This is a genomic window from Sphingobacteruim zhuxiongii (assembly GCF_009557615.1).
GTDB lineage: Bacteria > Bacteroidota > Bacteroidia > Sphingobacteriales > Sphingobacteriaceae > Sphingobacterium > Sphingobacterium zhuxiongii.
In genome coordinates, this window is record NZ_CP045652.1 from 3545364 (window position 1) to 3561839 (window position 16476).

The 16476-nt window shown below is 39.0% G+C and carries 12 protein-coding genes; 5 read left to right on the top strand and 7 right to left on the bottom strand.

The features are described 5' to 3' along the window. Window positions 1–30: 30 nt before the first annotated feature. The 3 genes from GFH32_RS14965 to GFH32_RS14975 form a co-directional block, all read right to left on the bottom strand. The gene (locus tag GFH32_RS14965) at window positions 31–1746 is read right to left on the bottom strand and encodes a GMC oxidoreductase (RefSeq protein ID WP_153512361.1); all 1716 of its coding nucleotides are present in this window, start codon (window positions 1744–1746) and stop codon (window positions 31–33) included. Between the two features lie 3 nt (window positions 1747–1749). Next, window positions 1750–2229 (bottom strand): gluconate 2-dehydrogenase subunit 3 family protein, encoded by a 480-nt coding sequence (locus GFH32_RS14970; protein WP_153512362.1) that lies wholly within the window; start codon window positions 2227–2229, stop codon window positions 1750–1752. A 62-nt stretch (window positions 2230–2291) separates the two neighbouring features. Further along, entirely contained in the window at window positions 2292–2942 is a 651-nt protein-coding gene (locus tag GFH32_RS14975) for an HAD family hydrolase (protein ID WP_153512363.1), read from the bottom strand. Between the two features lie 207 nt (window positions 2943–3149). Between GFH32_RS14975 and GFH32_RS14980 the strand changes: the two genes are divergently transcribed. From GFH32_RS14980 to GFH32_RS14995, 4 genes are read left to right on the top strand one after another with little or no spacing between them, the layout of a single operon-like run. Continuing rightward, window positions 3150–3761: a fumarylacetoacetate hydrolase family protein gene (locus GFH32_RS14980; protein WP_153512364.1), complete on the top strand. Its 612-nt coding sequence runs from the start codon at window positions 3150–3152 to the stop codon at window positions 3759–3761. A gap of 1 nt (window position 3762) precedes the next feature. After that, window positions 3763–5484 carry a M23 family metallopeptidase gene (locus GFH32_RS14985; RefSeq protein WP_153512365.1) on the top strand — a complete coding sequence of 574 codons (1722 nt, stop codon included), beginning with the start codon at window positions 3763–3765 and terminating at the stop codon, window positions 5482–5484. 5 nt (window positions 5485–5489) lie between these two features. Further along, complete coding sequence (gene bcp, locus GFH32_RS14990) at window positions 5490–5954, top strand: thioredoxin-dependent thiol peroxidase (RefSeq protein ID WP_153512366.1); 465 nt, start codon at window positions 5490–5492, stop codon at window positions 5952–5954. A 29-nt stretch (window positions 5955–5983) separates the two neighbouring features. Further along, window positions 5984–7453, top strand: a complete 1470-nt coding sequence (locus tag GFH32_RS14995) for a glycine--tRNA ligase (RefSeq protein WP_153512367.1) — start codon at window positions 5984–5986, stop codon at window positions 7451–7453. 48 nt (window positions 7454–7501) lie between these two features. Here GFH32_RS14995 and GFH32_RS15000 read toward each other — a convergent pair whose 3' ends face one another. Further along, entirely contained in the window at window positions 7502–8587 is a 1086-nt protein-coding gene (locus tag GFH32_RS15000; protein ID WP_153512368.1) for an AraC family transcriptional regulator, read from the bottom strand. 298 nt (window positions 8588–8885) lie between these two features. On the opposite strand from GFH32_RS15000, the gene GFH32_RS15005 reads away from it, so the two are divergent. Next, window positions 8886–10133 (top strand): CotH kinase family protein, encoded by a 1248-nt coding sequence (locus GFH32_RS15005; protein WP_153512369.1) that lies wholly within the window; start codon window positions 8886–8888, stop codon window positions 10131–10133. Between the two features lie 33 nt (window positions 10134–10166). Here GFH32_RS15005 and GFH32_RS15010 read toward each other — a convergent pair whose 3' ends face one another. The 3 genes from GFH32_RS15010 to GFH32_RS15020 form a co-directional block, all read right to left on the bottom strand. Next, entirely contained in the window at window positions 10167–11678 is a 1512-nt protein-coding gene (locus tag GFH32_RS15010) for a hypothetical protein (protein WP_153512370.1), read from the bottom strand. A 143-nt stretch (window positions 11679–11821) separates the two neighbouring features. Continuing rightward, window positions 11822–14152: a glycoside hydrolase family 95 protein gene (locus GFH32_RS15015; RefSeq protein WP_153512371.1), complete on the bottom strand. Its 2331-nt coding sequence runs from the start codon at window positions 14150–14152 to the stop codon at window positions 11822–11824. Window position 14153: 1 nt separating this feature from the next. Next, window positions 14154–16055 carry an alpha-L-fucosidase gene (locus GFH32_RS15020; RefSeq protein ID WP_153512372.1) on the bottom strand — a complete coding sequence of 634 codons (1902 nt, stop codon included), beginning with the start codon at window positions 16053–16055 and terminating at the stop codon, window positions 14154–14156. Window positions 16056–16476 lie beyond the last annotated feature (421 nt).

Consider the following 16476-nt stretch of genomic DNA (forward strand, 5'->3'; position numbering starts at 1 on the left):
AAACTCGCTTTCAAGATATTTTAAATATGCTTAGATATTTCCTTTTTTCAATTCGTTGACAGCATAGTCCACTGCTCTTGCAGAAAATGCCATATAAGTTAGCGAAGGATTCTGAGTCGAAGTTGAAGTCATGCATGATCCATCAGTGACAAACACGTTAGGACAGCTGTGCACCTGATTCCACTTATTCAACATAGAGGTCTTTGGATCCAGTCCCATACGCACTCCTCCCATCTCGTGAATATCAAGTCCTGGCGCTTGTGACGATTCGTTGCGTTTTATATTAATAAATCCAGCTGCCGTAAACATCTCTTCCATGGTATCGAGATAATCCTTCTTCATCTTGGCATCATTATCATCGTAATCAACGGATATTTTTAATTGAGGGATACCCCAGTCATCTTTCATTGTCTCGTCCAAGGCAACATAATTTGATTCCTTTGGAATCGTCTCTCCCATCATATGGGAGCCTACTCCCCAGTTACCGAGTTTAGGGTTTAGTAAAGAATTCTTCAAATCCTCTCCCATTCCAGACTGATCTGATCCGGAAGAGCGATAAGCTCCAAAACCCGCTGCATATCCTCTTAAGAAATCGGTCTCCTGCTTGTGGAGATTTCTGAATCGCGGAATATAACCACCTCCTGCTGGGTTCTTTCCATCTACTTTATAATCTAAAAGCCCCTCGTATTCCGCAGATATTCTAGCACTGTAATTGTGGAATGCAACATACTTACCTAAAGTCTCACTATCATTGCCCAGTCCGTTTGGAAAGCGTTTTGATTTTGAATTTAACAAAATCAAGTTGCTATTTAGTGCTGCTGCATTTACAAAAATAAGCTTGCCATAAAAGTCAATCTCTTCTTTTGTGTTTCGATCAATTACCTTCACGCCGATGGCTTTACCCTTTTCATCATCATAGAGGATGGAATGAACAACAGAATCCGGCCTTACTGTCAGATTCCCTGTCTTCGCTGCCCAAGGCAACGTCGAAGCATTTGAACTAAAATAACCACCGAAGGGGCATCCTCGCTGACATAATAATCGATTTTGACATTGTACCCTACCTTGATCAATATGAATTTGGTTTGGTTTCGACAGATGAGCACATCGCGCGGAAATGACCTTACGACCAGGATATTTAGTCTCGACTTGTTCTTTGAAATATTTCTCGACGATATTCAATGGAAAACCTGGTAAAAATTCGCCGTCGGGAAGTTCTGGTAAACCATCCTTATTGCCAGATATACCAGCAAATCGCTCTACATGATCATACCAAGGCTTCAAGTCGCCGTATCGAATCGGCCAGTCTACGGCGAAGCCATCTCTGGCAGGGCCATCAAAGTCAAAGTCAGACCAACGCTGGGTCTGTCTAGCCCATAATAAAGACTTACCCCCTACTTGGTAGCCGCGAATCCAATCGAATGGTTTTTCTTGAACATAGGGATGCTCTGTATCTTTCACAAAGAAGTGCTGCGCATCTTCACGAAAGGCATAGCATCTACTTACTACTGGATTTTCTTGTTTGACATCGAACGGAATTTCATTCCTATGTTCGAATTGCCATGGATACATATTCGTGGTCGGATAATCTTTAACATGTTGAACATCTCTACCACGTTCTAACACTAGAGTTTTTAACCCCTTTTCACATAACTCTTTTGCAGACCAGCCACCAGCAATACCGGAGCCAATAACAATAGCATCGTAGCTACGCACTTTCGAAGAATCAATATTTAGATTTGCCATACTTTATACCTTAACTTTCATCGCACCATTATACCGACCAGGGACCAATTCATAGATTAATTTATTCTTCATCACGTACTCTGAATTCAAATAGCCTTGAATTGTACGTCGCTTTAACGTTTGAAAGAATACATCTTCTGCAGGAAGTCCTTTTAGATAAGCTTGAATGTCTGTTGCACCCTTACCTTTTACCGCTTCCGCTGCTTTCAAACCAGCCAAAAAGGCCTTTTGATCTTCAGGGCTAGCGCAATCATCTAACATTTTCATCACGAAAAGATGTAGATTCAGTTCTTTTGCGCCAGGGGTATCAGTTTTCGGAATAAGGGTTTCGGTTAATTCGGCTAGAAAATCTTCATCAGATTTCTTCAGTTTAATATGATTAAGTGCAATAGTCGTCGACTGACTTGTAAAATCACAGGAGGTTGCAATCATCACCCCCCCTGCGACGACAAAAAGCTGCTTAATCGCGGTTCGTCTATTCATAAGTTTATAATCAATAGATTTAAATGTACGAATAAAACCGAGAAATAGGAATGCTAAATCGATTAGAAAAATAAACTTTCTACCTCTTTTAATGTAGAAGCAAGTCTATCCGCGTGAGACAAGCGTTCGCGTTCAACTTCTTGCTTAGAAACACCCACACAAAACAATCCGGCTTCTTTAGCTGCCGTACAGCCTGTACTGGTATCTTCCACTACCATGATATGTTCCGATGGCAAAGCGAGCTTCTTAGTGGCCAACAAATAAGGTTCTGGATTAGGCTTTGGTTGATCAACAGACTCTCGAGTGATAAAGAAAGAGAAATAATCTAGTAGTTTATGTTCCCCGAGAACAATGTCTACTGTTGTCTTATAACTTGAAGTAACTAATGCTGTCGTCAAGCCTTTTGCCTTAACGACTTCCAAGAGCTCTTGTGCATGAGGCATCAATCGAATGCTGCGCATATCAGCATTTGCGTAACTTGCGCGAGTTGCCGTCCACATTTCTTTCTCGTCAACCTTTAAATTAAAGTCCTTATTAAGCATAGCAACATTATGCGCCAACGTATGTCCGGCGAAGTTGGAAATCCAATCCTCGAAGGAGATTTGCAATCCATAAGCTTCCGATAAAATCGGTGCCCAATTACTAAAATAAAAGTGTTCGGAGTCTATCAAGGTACCGTCAAGATCAAATAGTACCGCTTTAAAATTATTCATAGGACAAAGTTACTCATTGTTAGATTAACAAAATGTTAATTACGCCTGACTTAACAAAGCCATTCTATCCCCTGTATTTTGATTTCTCCAAATTACCTTCTCTGCTAAGCAGGAATCATAGAAATCTTGTTATTCCCTGCTAGTTTTCCTAAGTTTGTTCAAGCAATAGGAAATAGCGTTCCTAGTAATACTTCAATCATATAATTCATGAAAATAATAGCGGTAGGCCGAAACTACATAGATCACGCAAAAGAATTAAACAATCCAGTTCCTGAAAAACCAGTTATTTTTCTGAAGCCAGATACTGCTGTCTTAAAAGACAACAAGGATTTTTACTTTCCTGAGTTTTCCAAGGATGTTCATTACGAAGTCGAAGTTGTATTACGCGTTTGCAATGAAGGTAAACATGTATCTAAAAAGTTTGCACACAAATATTATGATGCGATTGGATTAGGAATCGACTTTACAGCTAGAGACATACAAGCAGAACATAAAGCGAAGGGGCTCCCGTGGGAACTTGCAAAAGCATTCGATCACTCAGCAGTGATTAGTAACTTGATACCAAAAGAAGACTTCACAAATATTCAAGAACTATCTTTCTCATTAACAAAAAACGGTGAAACAGTTCAAGCCGGAAACACGAAAGATATGATCTTTGATTATGATAGCCTCATATGCTTTATATCACAATATATTACTATACGCAAAGGTGATTTAATTTATACAGGAACACCTGCTGGTGTAGGTCCTGTACAAATCGGCGACAAACTGGAAGGATTTTTGGAGGGTAAATCCATGTTTGTATGCCAAATAAAATAATATGAGAAAAACGTTAATTGCACTACTACTGGTTTCGACTTTTGGATTTTCTACCCAAGCGCAAAATAAGAATATCTATACATCTCGTGATTACCCTCAAGGATATTTTCGAAATCCCTTAAACATTGCGCAAGATGCATCGGGTACCTTTGGAGAATTACGTTCGACTCATTTTCATGCTGGAGATGATTATAGAACACAACAGAAAATCGGACTTCCCCTACATGCTGCTGCTGCCGGATACGTTTCAAGAGTAAGAGTGCAAATTGGAGGTGGTGGAAATTCAGTTTACATCGCTCATCCCAATGGATTTACTTCTGTTTACCTCCATATGGATGGATTTAATGATGCCTTAACGAATATTATTCGTGCCGAACAATATAAACAGCAGCGTTTCGATGTAGATTTAGAGTTGAAAGAGGGACAGGTAAAATTGACCAAAGGGCAATTCATTGGAAATGCAGGTAACACCGGAGGATCCGCAGGGCCGCATTTACATTTCGAAATTAGAGATACAAAAACCCAAAGACCGTTAAACCCGCAACTATTCGGATTACAGTTTGCAGATTCCTTTGCTCCAACTATTAACGGTGTGATGGTTTACGATCTGAACGACCCTATTTTTAACGAATTCACCGGTAGACGCTATCAAAACATCAAAGCATTAGGCTCTGGACGCTATACGTTAGCCTCCGCTGCTCCTATTTCTGTAAACGGAAAGTTTGGACTCGGCATCAATAGTATTGATAGACATCGAGCAGGTGGCTTCCAAAACGGAGTATACTCGATTGATTTATTTTTAGATGGTCATCCGATATCTACTACAGTCTTCGAAGAGTTAGATTTTAACACCTCTCGTGGCATTCATTCTTATATTGATTACCCACATTGGAAAAAAACTAAGGTTAAGGTGCAAAAAAGCTTTAAAGATCCTGGAAATCCAATTGAAATATTCAAACACCTTGAAAACCAAGGCATCATTGAATTAAAGGATCAAGAAGTTCATGATATCAAATACGTAGTGAAGGACGTTAAGGGCAATTGTTCTGAGCTAAATTTTCAGATAAAAAATAATCCTAGTTACCAACCGAAAGCAAACCCTATAAAGGGTGAACACTTCCTATTTAACAAAGAGAATAAGTTTTCTGCAGATCACTTACAACTTGAAATTCCAACCGAAACGCTGTATGGCGATTTAGATTTTATTTACAAACAAAATGCGCAGATTGCCAACGGTTATTCACACGTTCACCAAATTCAATCTGATCTTATACCGCTCTTTTCATCTTACATGCTTAGCATAAAGCCTACAAATCTTCCTCCACATCTCGAGAGCAAAGCATTAATCGCTTCTGTACAAAATGGAGCTGAGGGTGGAAAATTCGAAGACGGATGGGTTAGTGTTAACACTAGAAACTTTGGATCATTCTATGTTGCTGTAGATAGCATTGCACCAATCATTTCCCCTAGAAATCTAACAAATGGAAAAAATCTCAGCGCACAATCTAAAATAGATTTTACTATCTCGGACAATTTCTCTGGAATACAATCCTTCAATGGCTATATTGACGACAAATGGGTTCTGATGGAATACGATTCTAAGAACAGGCATGTTTGGCATCGATTTGAACCATCACTACCTAAAGGACAACACAAATTTAAACTAGTTGTAAAGGACTGGAAAGATAACGAGAAAATTTACGAAGCAACATTCACAAGATAATTACCATGGCAAAATTAGAAGTTGGCGACAAAGCCCCAGCAATACAAGCAAAAGACCAGCATGGCAAATTGATAAAACTAGCTGATTACAAAGGCAAGAACGTGATCCTATACTTTTATCCCAAAGACAATACACCAGGCTGTACCACAGAGGCGTGTAACTTCAGAGATAATTACCAGAGTCTATTGAAAGATGGTTTCGAAGTAATTGGCGTTAGCATCGATAGTGAAGAGTCTCATCAAAAATTCATTAAGAAATTTGAGTTACCATTCACACTGCTGGCAGATGATGATCAAAAAATTGTGAATGATTATGGTGTGTGGGTCGAGAAAAACATGTATGGCAAGAAATACATGGGCACCGCTAGAACTACCTTTATCATTGATAAAAGCGGCATTATTAAGCATATTATCAAAAAAGTCGATAATAAGAATGCTAGCCAACAAATTCGTGACTTGATGGCAGAATAAGTCATACGAATACATTATATTTGCCTCCTATGAGCAAGCAAACAGAAGATTTTTTTAAAAATATTATTTCGCATGCGAAGGAGTATGGTTTTGTGTTTCCTTCCAGTGAGATATATGACGGTTTAAGTGCTGTATATGATTACGGCCAGTTAGGTTCTGAATTAAAAAACAACCTGAAGTCCTATTGGTGGAAGTCCATGGTACAATTGAATGAGAATATCGTAGGAATTGATGCTGCGATTTTCATGCATCCAACAACATGGAAAGCTTCAGGACACGTAGATGGGTTTAACGATCCTATGATCGATAATAAAGACTCTAAAAAACGCTATCGTGCGGACCAATTAATAGAAGACAAGATTGACCGTTATGAAAAAGACGGAAAAACAGATAAAGCTGCTCAATTACAAAAAGATCTTGACGACGCGTTAAGTGCAGACGACTTAGCTCGTTTGAAAACGATCATTGAAGAGCATAACATTGTATGTCCTATCTCAGGGACTAAAAACTGGACTGACGTACGTCAATTTAACCTAATGTTTGCTACGCAAATGGGCGCAATGGCGGACGGTGCTGAACAAGTATATCTACGTCCAGAAACTGCACAAGGTATTTTTGTTAACTTCTTAAATGTTCAAAAAACTGGACGTATGAAAATCCCTTTTGGTATTGCCCAAATAGGTAAAGCGTTCCGTAATGAAGTTATTGCACGTCAATTCATCATGCGTATGCGCGAGTTTGAACAAATGGAGATGCAATTCTTTGTTCGTCCGGGTTCGGAACTAGATTGGTACGAAAAATGGAAAGAAACTCGTTTGAAATGGCACTTAGCATTAGGCGCTGATCCTGCAAAATACCGCTTCCACGACCACGTGAAACTTGCACATTATGCAAACGCTGCTGTAGATGTGGAATATCAGTTTCCATTTGGTTTCAAAGAAGTAGAAGGTATACACTCACGTACCGATTTCGACTTAAAACAACATCAAGAATTTTCGGGCAAGAAATTACAATATTTTGATCCGGAGATTAACCAAAGTTATATCCCTTACGTTATCGAGACATCAATTGGTTTAGACCGTTTATTCTTAACGGTATTAGCGAATTGTCTGGTACAAGAGGATTTATCAACAGAAGAAAAGCAAGACTCACGTGTTGTATTAAAATTCCATCCGGCAATTGCTCCTGTAAAAGCTGCTGTTTTTCCACTCACGAAGAAAGATGGTTTGCCTGAGAAAGCAAGAGAAATTATGGCTAAGTTGAAGTTGGATTACAATATTCAATACGATGAAAAAGACTCTATAGGAAAGAGATACCGCCGTCAAGACGCGATTGGTACACCATTCTGTATTACGGTAGATCATCAATCGTTGGAAGATAATACCGTGACGATTCGTCATAGAGACAGCATGGAACAAGAACGTGTAAATGCAGATCAATTAGAGAAAATCATAGGTGATTTCGTAAGTATGAGTAGCCTATTAAAAAAAGTATTATAACAGGTCAATTGATCTTTGAAAAGAGGCACTTTCATAGTGCCTCTTTTTTTATGTCATACTGAAATCCATTCGTTGTAGATACTCTTTAGGATTAACGCCGTATTGCTTTTTGAATGCCCTATAGAATCTATACTTACTACTGAAACCGGCTTCGTTAGCTAGACTTAAGATTCCCTTAGCGGTACAATCAATATGTTGGCAATGATCAACAAAATAGCGAATCCTGTGCTTATCTACATAAGCATCGAAACTTAACCCCAATCCGCGTTCTAGCATACTCGACAACTCCTTCGCTTCCAAATCTAATACTACAGCGAGATCGCGAAGCTGAAAATTCTTTGAACGGAAGAGTTGGAATTCCAACATCAGCTTATCCGCAGTCGCTAGATAGTTATTCCAAACGCGAAACATCCGTTGGTCAGCATGACGAACCTGAATCTGATCATTTGATAGTAACTTCCGCTTATATTTTGCCAATTCGAAGGGCAAACTCTTACAATAAAGCATATAATAAATAGCGATAAGACAAAGAACTGCGGCTTCAGAAGCTGGACATTCAACAATCTTATCGAAACCGTACAACAACGCTCGAACGATGATAAAACAAACGAGCAAAAGCTTCAAGATAACGAATAGAAAGGCTAATTGCCCATCAAGGGATGCCAAGAAGTACGATAATTTTTTACGCCTAGAATAAAGTAAACTAATTTCATAAGTTACGACCAAAACAAGCAATATATTCCGACTCTGATAAAACATCCACTTCAAATAATAGTGTACAATGCTATCGGTAATCTGATCTTCATACCCTGCATACAGAAGTAGAAAAACCACAAACAATATAAATGGGAATACCGCCAGTAGAATTAGATATCCAGAGCTTCGACGTTCGACAAAAATATTACGCACAAAGATCGCTGACAGATTGATTATACAGACAGCTAGAGTCCCTGTATAAAAAACTGAAACTAAATTATTTACACTGGATGTAATCAAACTTCCAACGAGAACCGAATAGCTACTAATGATTAATATATTAATTAATTTCCCTCGCTCCTCACGCATCGATCGCTTCATCAGATATACCCAGGAAAACAACAGTTGGAGTGTAAAAACAACCAAGATAAATATCATATAGCAAGTTTACTTTTATCGTATTAACAAATTAAAAACGCTTCATTAAATTTCTCTCAGAATCAATTGACAATCAAAATAAAGAGAAATTTAGCATCTCATTTTCGCTGATAGGGATCTCAGACTTGGACAGATTCCGATATTAATCAGTAATCCTGAAAGCAAAACAACAAGCTAATAATCAGCACACTACAGAAACTTATATATGTCTCAATTCCTAAAACGAACAAACAAGATAGATTGAACAAGATTGGAATAGCTTTTCTTGCTATAATTTTGCGAGTCAAATCAACATCCTATGAAATTGAAATTAAAACTTTGTTCTATTGTTATGGCATGCTGTACACTGGGTGCCTGCACTAGTCCGACAGAGCCAGAACCTGAAATTCTTATCGAAGAAAATGCAGAGCTGGATGAAACCATTCCAGCGAAAATACCACACGTTTATATCACAACGGAAGAGGCCGCTCCTATTCTTAGTAAAGAAGATTATATCAATGCCACAGTTCAAATCAATGGGAATGCCGTTCAACCGGATCTTGCGCAATCAAAAACAAGAATTAAGGGTCGTGGCAATAGCACTTGGGGTTATCCGAAAAAGCCTTACCGTTTAAAACTGGACCAAAATGCAAGTATATTCGGTCTTCCTGCTGCGAAAGACTGGGTTTTATTAGCTAACTACAATGATTACACCTTAATGTGCAACGCTGTAGCGATGAAAATTGGCCAACAATTAGAGATGCCTTTTACGAATAGTATCGTCCCTGTCGATGTTACTTTGAACGGAAAATATATCGGAAACTATATGTTAACACAGCAAATTGAAGTTAAATCCACAAGGGTCAAGATTGGTGACGATGGTACACTTTTAGAGATGGACACTTATTTCGATGAAGAATTCAAATTCAAATCGGCCAACTTGCAATTACCGATGATGATCAAAGCACCAGATATCAAGTCTGACGCACAATTCAACTCCATCAAACAAGAATTTGAGAATTTCGAGAAACTACTTACTGATAGCAAATTTCCAAATAACGGATATGGAAACTTATTTGACAAACAACAATTGGTCAATTTCATTATCCTAAATACCTTAGTAGGAAATTTGGAAATTAATCACCCAAAAAGTACATATATCCACAAAAAATCAGGTGGAAAATATACTATGGGACCCATTTGGGATTTCGATGCTGCTTTCGGATTAGATTGGGAGCAAAAACTATACTTTAACTATGTCGATCTCGATTTACTCAGAACATCGGATTCCAGAGTTGGGAGTAAGTTCTTTAAGATATTTCTCCGTGACCCCGAAATCATTCAAATCTATAAAACCACTTGGACAAACTATAAAAACAACAAGATGGAAAACCTATTACGCTATGTCGAACAACTAGCGGCAAGCATAAGAGAATCAAAGTCGCTAGATTTTGCTGTCTGGCAGAATGGAAGTAATGATCTTCCTAATGCAAAAAAAGACATGAAAGTGTTTTTAAGAAAGCGAGCGGCATATATTGACAAATATCTAAAAACGGTTGACCAATAAAACTGAACTACAACTTTAATCTGGGTGAGTATTTTACTCACCCAGATTCGTTGAAATCGGTTCAACGAAATCAACAACAGTCTCTTTGTCCCATCTATCTCGTATATTAACCAAAAAGCCGCCGGAGCCCATCACAGAGGAAAGTAGATCTCCGCGAAAAGCAAGTTGCATATTGTTACGACAAACTCCTTTTACCTTAAAAGTCCTGATCAAGCGTTCTTCGCCCCAAACTTCCACTCGATAACGCAACTCTTTATCCGCACTGATTAACCCTAAGAATTCATTAAAAACGACATAATCTTGTTTATCAAAATTAAATGGAATAATATACGGCTGCTCTTCCTTCGCTGTAGATTCTGAAATAAGCACAGCAAAAGGATTCCAATAGGAAGATTGATGATCTTTATAAATCCGCAAATAACGTACTTCAAATGGTTTGACGACATCCGTAAACTCCAACCGAATCTGACTATATGCTCGACTTAACGTAATTTCTTTTTTAAAAGTTTGACTAACCTCTAAAGTGTCCAAAGATGAGAATATTCGCCCTTCAGCACCCATGCTATCTTTCAACAGGAATTCTCTTTTATCTTTTATATCTCCAATTAGTGCCGGCTCACTCAGCGTGTTGTTAAACAAGGTCGCGATGTGATACTCTCCAACGGGCAATTCCAAACGAATACCCGACTGTTGGTTCAAAATATTAAATTGACCTTTCCTTCGAAGTCGACTACTGCCGGCATCAAAAACATAATAATGTAAGTCGTTTTTCAATTTCTCATTACCAACCAACCTTATTCCAGTTACCTTGATATTATCGAAACGAATGATAGATTTTTCCTCCGAATACTTAGGATTTTTATCATGATACCCTAAATTGGGATACACAATAAAGATTATAGAATCTTGATTGGTAAAATTAATCTCACTCAAGTCAATTTCCAACGTGTTTTTCTTTAAGTTTAATTGCGACATCGGAAAAGAGACTTCCGAACCCAAAGGAAACTTCTCGAATTTGAAGCCAAAACTATAATGTAAACGGATTGAGGAACCACTGAACTCATTTAATCCAAGATCAAACTTTAGCTTACTAAAGCTTTTGATTCCTTTTGTTGACAGTTTAAATTGAATAGAAGAAAGTGACGTCGCCTCTAACGATTTATCAAAAAGAAGACCTGATTCAAATCCAGGGACAAATTGATATTTAACTCCGGATTTGAATAGATAGGTCAAACCGGGCGTGATTGGATAAACATCGCTTTCTAAGGAAGATTTATCAAAGGACCAGTAGAATAAAGTCACTGGATACTCGTCTGTTGTCGTTCTAGCACCTGTCCGATTGCTAAAGCCATCGCCCGGACCAGCATTATCTAAGGTGCTTTTTCGATAATCAAAGCCCGAAAAATCTAAATCTACAAGATATTGAAGATCCTTCTTCTCATCCTGCAAATCTGTTCTTTTACATGAGAAACATAAAATATAAGTTAGGGAAACTAAGATAGCAAGCAGGAGTTTCTCTCCTGATATTTTCAATATTGATTTCATCTTTTGTCAATTAATATTGAAAAATTAACCTTCCTAGACCAGGAAAAACAGAAAAGCAAAACTTAAATTAAAAGAAATGTCCTCTAAATTTATTGAGTACATCAACGAAATTTAGAGGACATAGATTGCTGTAACACTAGATATTACGATTTATTGACTAGTATTTCTTTCTTAACACCATTTACAAACACATGCACACGTTGAGCTTGGGAACCGGAGATCTTATAGTCAACGACTTTTCCGTTTTTCCAACGGATATCTACAGTATAATTCCCTCGTGCTTTTAATCCCTTCACTTCACCATCCTTCCAGATACTTGGTAGTGCAGGTAGTAAATGTATATATCCATCGTGGCTCTGCAATAACATCTCGGCAATTCCTGCCGAACCACCAAAGTTACCGTCAATTTGAAACGGTGGATGAGCGCAAAATAAATTAGGATAAGTTCCTGCTCCAGAGCCCGAATAAGAGGTCGCACCTATAGACGCTGGTCTTAATAACTGACGCAAAATTTCTAGGGCATGATCGCCATCATGAAGTCTTGCCCAAAATAATATCTTCCAAGCGCGAGACCAGCCAGTCCCCTCATCTCCTCGAACCGCTAATGTTTTTTTTGCAGCTTCCGCCCATTCTGGGGTACTGATTGGCGAGATAAAATTTGCAGGATACAAACCATAAAGATGGGAAACATGTCGATGTTCAGGATCCGTTTCTTTATAGTCTTCCAGCCATTCCATGACGCGTCCTGATTGACTAATTTGTACAGCTGGCGGAACGTTTTCTAAATCTTTTCTTAAACCATCCGCAAACAAGCTGTCTTCTTTAAGCAACTCACTAGCCGAAATAACTGCCAGATAAAGTTCTCGAACGATTTGATTATCGATTGTTGGTCCCATAACGACGGCAGCGCGTTTGCCGTTAGGCATAATAAATCCATTTTCAGGAGAAACAGATGGTGAAGTCACAAGCCAACCCGTCTTGGGATCCTTTACTAAAGTGGCTTGGTAAAAAACCGCAGCCCCTTTGAGTATAGGATAAATTTCTTTGAGATACTCTTTGTCTTGTGTAAATTGATAATGCTCCCATAGATGATTACAAAGCCATCCTGAAGCTGTACTCGCTCCCCAAGATGCGCTTTCTCCTGGAGCGGAAAATCCCCAAATGTTGGTGAGCATATAAACGACCCATCCCGGCGCATTGTAATAGGCTTTTGCTGTCTTCTCACCTCCCTTTGCAATACGTTTAATTAAATTAATGAAAGGTTTATGATATTCGGACAGGTTACTTACTTCTACCCCCCAATGGTTCATCTGAGCATTGATATTGAGGTGGTAATCGCCATTCCATGGGGTTTGAATTTGATGTGCCCATAATCCTTGCAGATTAGGAGGTAAAGCTTTCGACACTTTAGGAGCCGTACTCGACAAACTTAAATAACGACCGTATTGATAATACAATGCTGCTAAATCTAGATCACTTGCTGGATCCTTGTAGAAATTTGCGAGGCGCTGATCGGTTGATGTTAAGCCTTGAGAACGATCGTTCCCCAACTTTAAATCGACGCGAGAAAACAAAGGTGTATATGCTTGTTGATGCTTTTTCAATAGCATATTATAAGTTTTCCCCTTTAGCTTGTTCATCTCTTCGGTGACATAAGCTACGGGATCATGTCCGTAATAATCGGTCGTGGCAACGAATAAAACTAGCGCTTCATCTGCTTTTTTTAAAACCAACTGATTGTCATAGTTCATCAGCGTACCGCCTTTCGAGATCACTTTAATCTTCGCAGCAAACTGCATCCCCGCTCCCCCCTTACCATCCGGCAGGCGTCCTTCTATTGTGATTTCATTGCCCTCAATTTTATACGACTTAATGTTTTCTTCTCTATAAAAATGTAAAGCAAACCCAATCGACTTTTTCTGATCCGCTGATAAGTGAACAATACCTGCATTTTCATCAAATGACGTAAAATACTCCCGTTGGTAATTAATCCCTCCTGCCGTAAAACTAGTGCTTGCAGATGCGGACGATAAGTCTAGGCTTCTTTGATACTTCGTTACGGTCCCGATATCGAAATGTAGAAAATTCAGGAAACCGAAATTCTGAAAACAACCATACGGTTGTATCGCTCCTTTTCCACCACCTGACCCTGCTCCTGTACAAACAAAATTTTTATTAACGAGTTCTTCCGCAAGATCGTTCTGTCCTAGGAACAATAGTTCCTGAATACGAGAAACGCTATGATGCGCATCATAGTTATTTGCATCTTGTGGGCTTCCCGACCAAAGCGAAATTTCATTGAGTACGAGTTGCTCGTCAGTTACTTTGCCATCAGGCATCATACCAATTAAGCCGTTGCCTAAGGGCAAGGTCTCCTCCCACTGCTGTGCAGGTTTGTCGTATCGTAATTTAAGTTCCTGCGCGCTTAATATTGAGGCGCAGGCACAAATCGTAAATAGAAATAAATACCTCACTTTATTTTACAAATAATTCAAATTCTGCAACAGAAAAGGATTTATCCGTACTCAACACTTCCAAAGGCTCAAATCGTATATATCGTGATTCGACTGTACCGTCAAAAGTGATTAACTGTGGCGTAGCATTTACCTTAATATTTGAAAACTCACCAGTAGCAATCGTCTGCCATTGTTTACCATCTTTACTACTATACACTTTGTATTTCGTTGGGATACCCTTTACTTTATTATCCTGTCTTGGCGTGTACTGCATTCCAGTTAATGATTCATTTTTACGTAAGCGTATTTCAATAAATTTTGTCCTGCTGGTTGTTGTTTCCCAGATTGACTTTAAATTATTATCAATCGCATTAATGACATGCTTATCGGCTGAAATAATCGTCAAATCCTGTTTAGCAACGCGTTTACGATCTGTTGATGCAAACTTAAAATTTGAAACCGCTTCTTTGAATAAAGCGAATTCACTTAAGGTCGGTGCTACTGGCGCAAACAATTCAACTTTCAGACGCTGTGCCTCAACTGGGCTACTAAGTTTGATCAATCTATTTGCGCCAATACTTGTTGCTTGAGCAATCGGCTTCCAGGTATTGTTCTCCCATATTGAAACACGAACACTATCTAAGCGTTGACCTAATTTTATGTTTTCACGTAATCGAATTAAATCGAAGGTCTTTGCGCTTGGCAACGAGATCTCGATACTTGGATTCAATACGTTATCATCTGAAGCATAGTAGGAATAGCGATCCCCGTCAAAAAGATTTGCTGTGGAAAACTGCGTGTGATTTTCTCTGACATTGCTCGCCTTCGCCATTGCCCCTGCGGCAAGATCTATTTTAAAAGTTTCTTGGAGCTTTTGCCCAAAGGCTTTTAAGGAAAGGATGTCGTTATCGTGCAAGATTCCCTCAGGCATAGGTGCCAATCCTAGATTCATCCCCCCGCCGCGTCCAACGGATTTCATATAGATTTCGAACAGTTGATCAGGTGTCTTTACGCGATCATTCTGATCTTCATGATAAAACCATCCTGGTCGCTGAGGAACGTCGCATTCTGCCGGAATCCAGTATTTCCCGTCACGATCGCCTGTTGTTAAATTCGAATCATCAACCAATCCTGGTACTGGCGTTGTGCCATCCATACTTCGAGGTGTAATGGTAGACCAAGAAGTCTCCGCCGCAAACCCTTTCTCGTTACCTACCCAACGCATATCAGGACCTATATCAGAAAATATCATAGCCATCGGTTGCAATTTTCTTACGATTGGCCAAGTCTTCTCTGTCCATTCATAATAGGTTGAGCGATCAATCGTTCTTTTTTCGTTCTTACCACCATAGTAACCATCACCACCATTGGCACCATCATGCCATGAAGTAAATAGTTCCCCATAGTTGCTCATTAATTCGGTCAACTGCTCTCTATAGGCATCTGCGTAGGCTTTAGTACCATAACGTGTATCATTACGATCCCAAGCAGAAAGGTATACACCAAAATGTAAACCATTTGCATGAGCCGCTTTTTTGAACTCATTCACCATATCACCTTTTCCGTCTTTCCACGGCGAGCTAGCAACCGAATATTTGGTTGTTGCTGTCGGCCACAAACAGAAACCGTCATGATGCTTTGCTACGGATATTAATCCCTTAAATCCACCTTCAGCAGCGGCAGCCGCGATTTGATTAGCGTCAAATTTAGTCGGATTAAATATTTTAGGGTCAGCGTCACCATAACCCCATTCTTTATTTTGAAATGTCGTCGGTGTAAAATGTATTAAGGTATACATCTCCATCTCATGCCAGCGTAACTGACGTTCAGAAGGAGTTGGCCCAAATGGAGCAGGTTCTGTTTGAGCCATGCTTAGTAATGGGCTTAGAAGCAATAAGGTAATAAGCTTTGATTTTTTCATAAGGTTTATATATGAGCGATCAAGATACTCATTTCGAAATCGAATTAAAAAATAAAGGACGGATTGTTTACCCTCTGTAATGCGTAAGTAAACAATTTATTCTTATCACTTTAACAAATTATTCAGCGCTAGTTATTTTAACTTAATATTTAGACAGAACTACATGATAGAATCGCTCAATATTTTGCTGTATCAGCAGCCACTAGCTCTGATGAACGGGTTCTTTGAAGACTATCCGCGTATCGTTCGCACTTCGTTCGTAGCTTAACCGATGAAACTAAGTGTAATCGGATTTAAGAGGGGAATGTTAGGTATTTATAATATGGAACATACAAATTCTTTGTGCATTGTCCGCCTATCGCATAAATCCAACAAGGAGATTGGACGGGGTAGAACATTATAAACTAAGAAAAACCGCGAT

Coding starts and splice junctions, on each gene's coding strand:
- GFH32_RS15000 (WP_153512368.1), bottom strand. CDS start 8,587: ATGATATTTATCTTGGTTGTTTTTACACTCCAACTGTTGTTTTCCTGG.
- GFH32_RS14975 (WP_153512363.1), bottom strand. CDS start 2,942: ATGAATAATTTTAAAGCGGTACTATTTGATCTTGACGGTACCTTGATA.
- GFH32_RS14965 (WP_153512361.1), bottom strand. CDS start 1,746: ATGGCAAATCTAAATATTGATTCTTCGAAAGTGCGTAGCTACGATGCT.
- GFH32_RS15010 (WP_153512370.1), bottom strand. CDS start 11,678: ATGAAATCAATATTGAAAATATCAGGAGAGAAACTCCTGCTTGCTATC.
- GFH32_RS15005 (WP_153512369.1), top strand. CDS start 8,886: ATGAAATTGAAATTAAAACTTTGTTCTATTGTTATGGCATGCTGTACA.
- GFH32_RS14985 (WP_153512365.1), top strand. CDS start 3,763: ATGAGAAAAACGTTAATTGCACTACTACTGGTTTCGACTTTTGGATTT.
- GFH32_RS15020 (WP_153512372.1), bottom strand. CDS start 16,055: ATGAAAAAATCAAAGCTTATTACCTTATTGCTTCTAAGCCCATTACTA.
- GFH32_RS14995 (WP_153512367.1), top strand. CDS start 5,984: ATGAGCAAGCAAACAGAAGATTTTTTTAAAAATATTATTTCGCATGCG.
- bcp (WP_153512366.1), top strand. CDS start 5,490: ATGGCAAAATTAGAAGTTGGCGACAAAGCCCCAGCAATACAAGCAAAA.
- GFH32_RS14970 (WP_153512362.1), bottom strand. CDS start 2,229: ATGAATAGACGAACCGCGATTAAGCAGCTTTTTGTCGTCGCAGGGGGG.
- GFH32_RS14980 (WP_153512364.1), top strand. CDS start 3,150: ATGAAAATAATAGCGGTAGGCCGAAACTACATAGATCACGCAAAAGAA.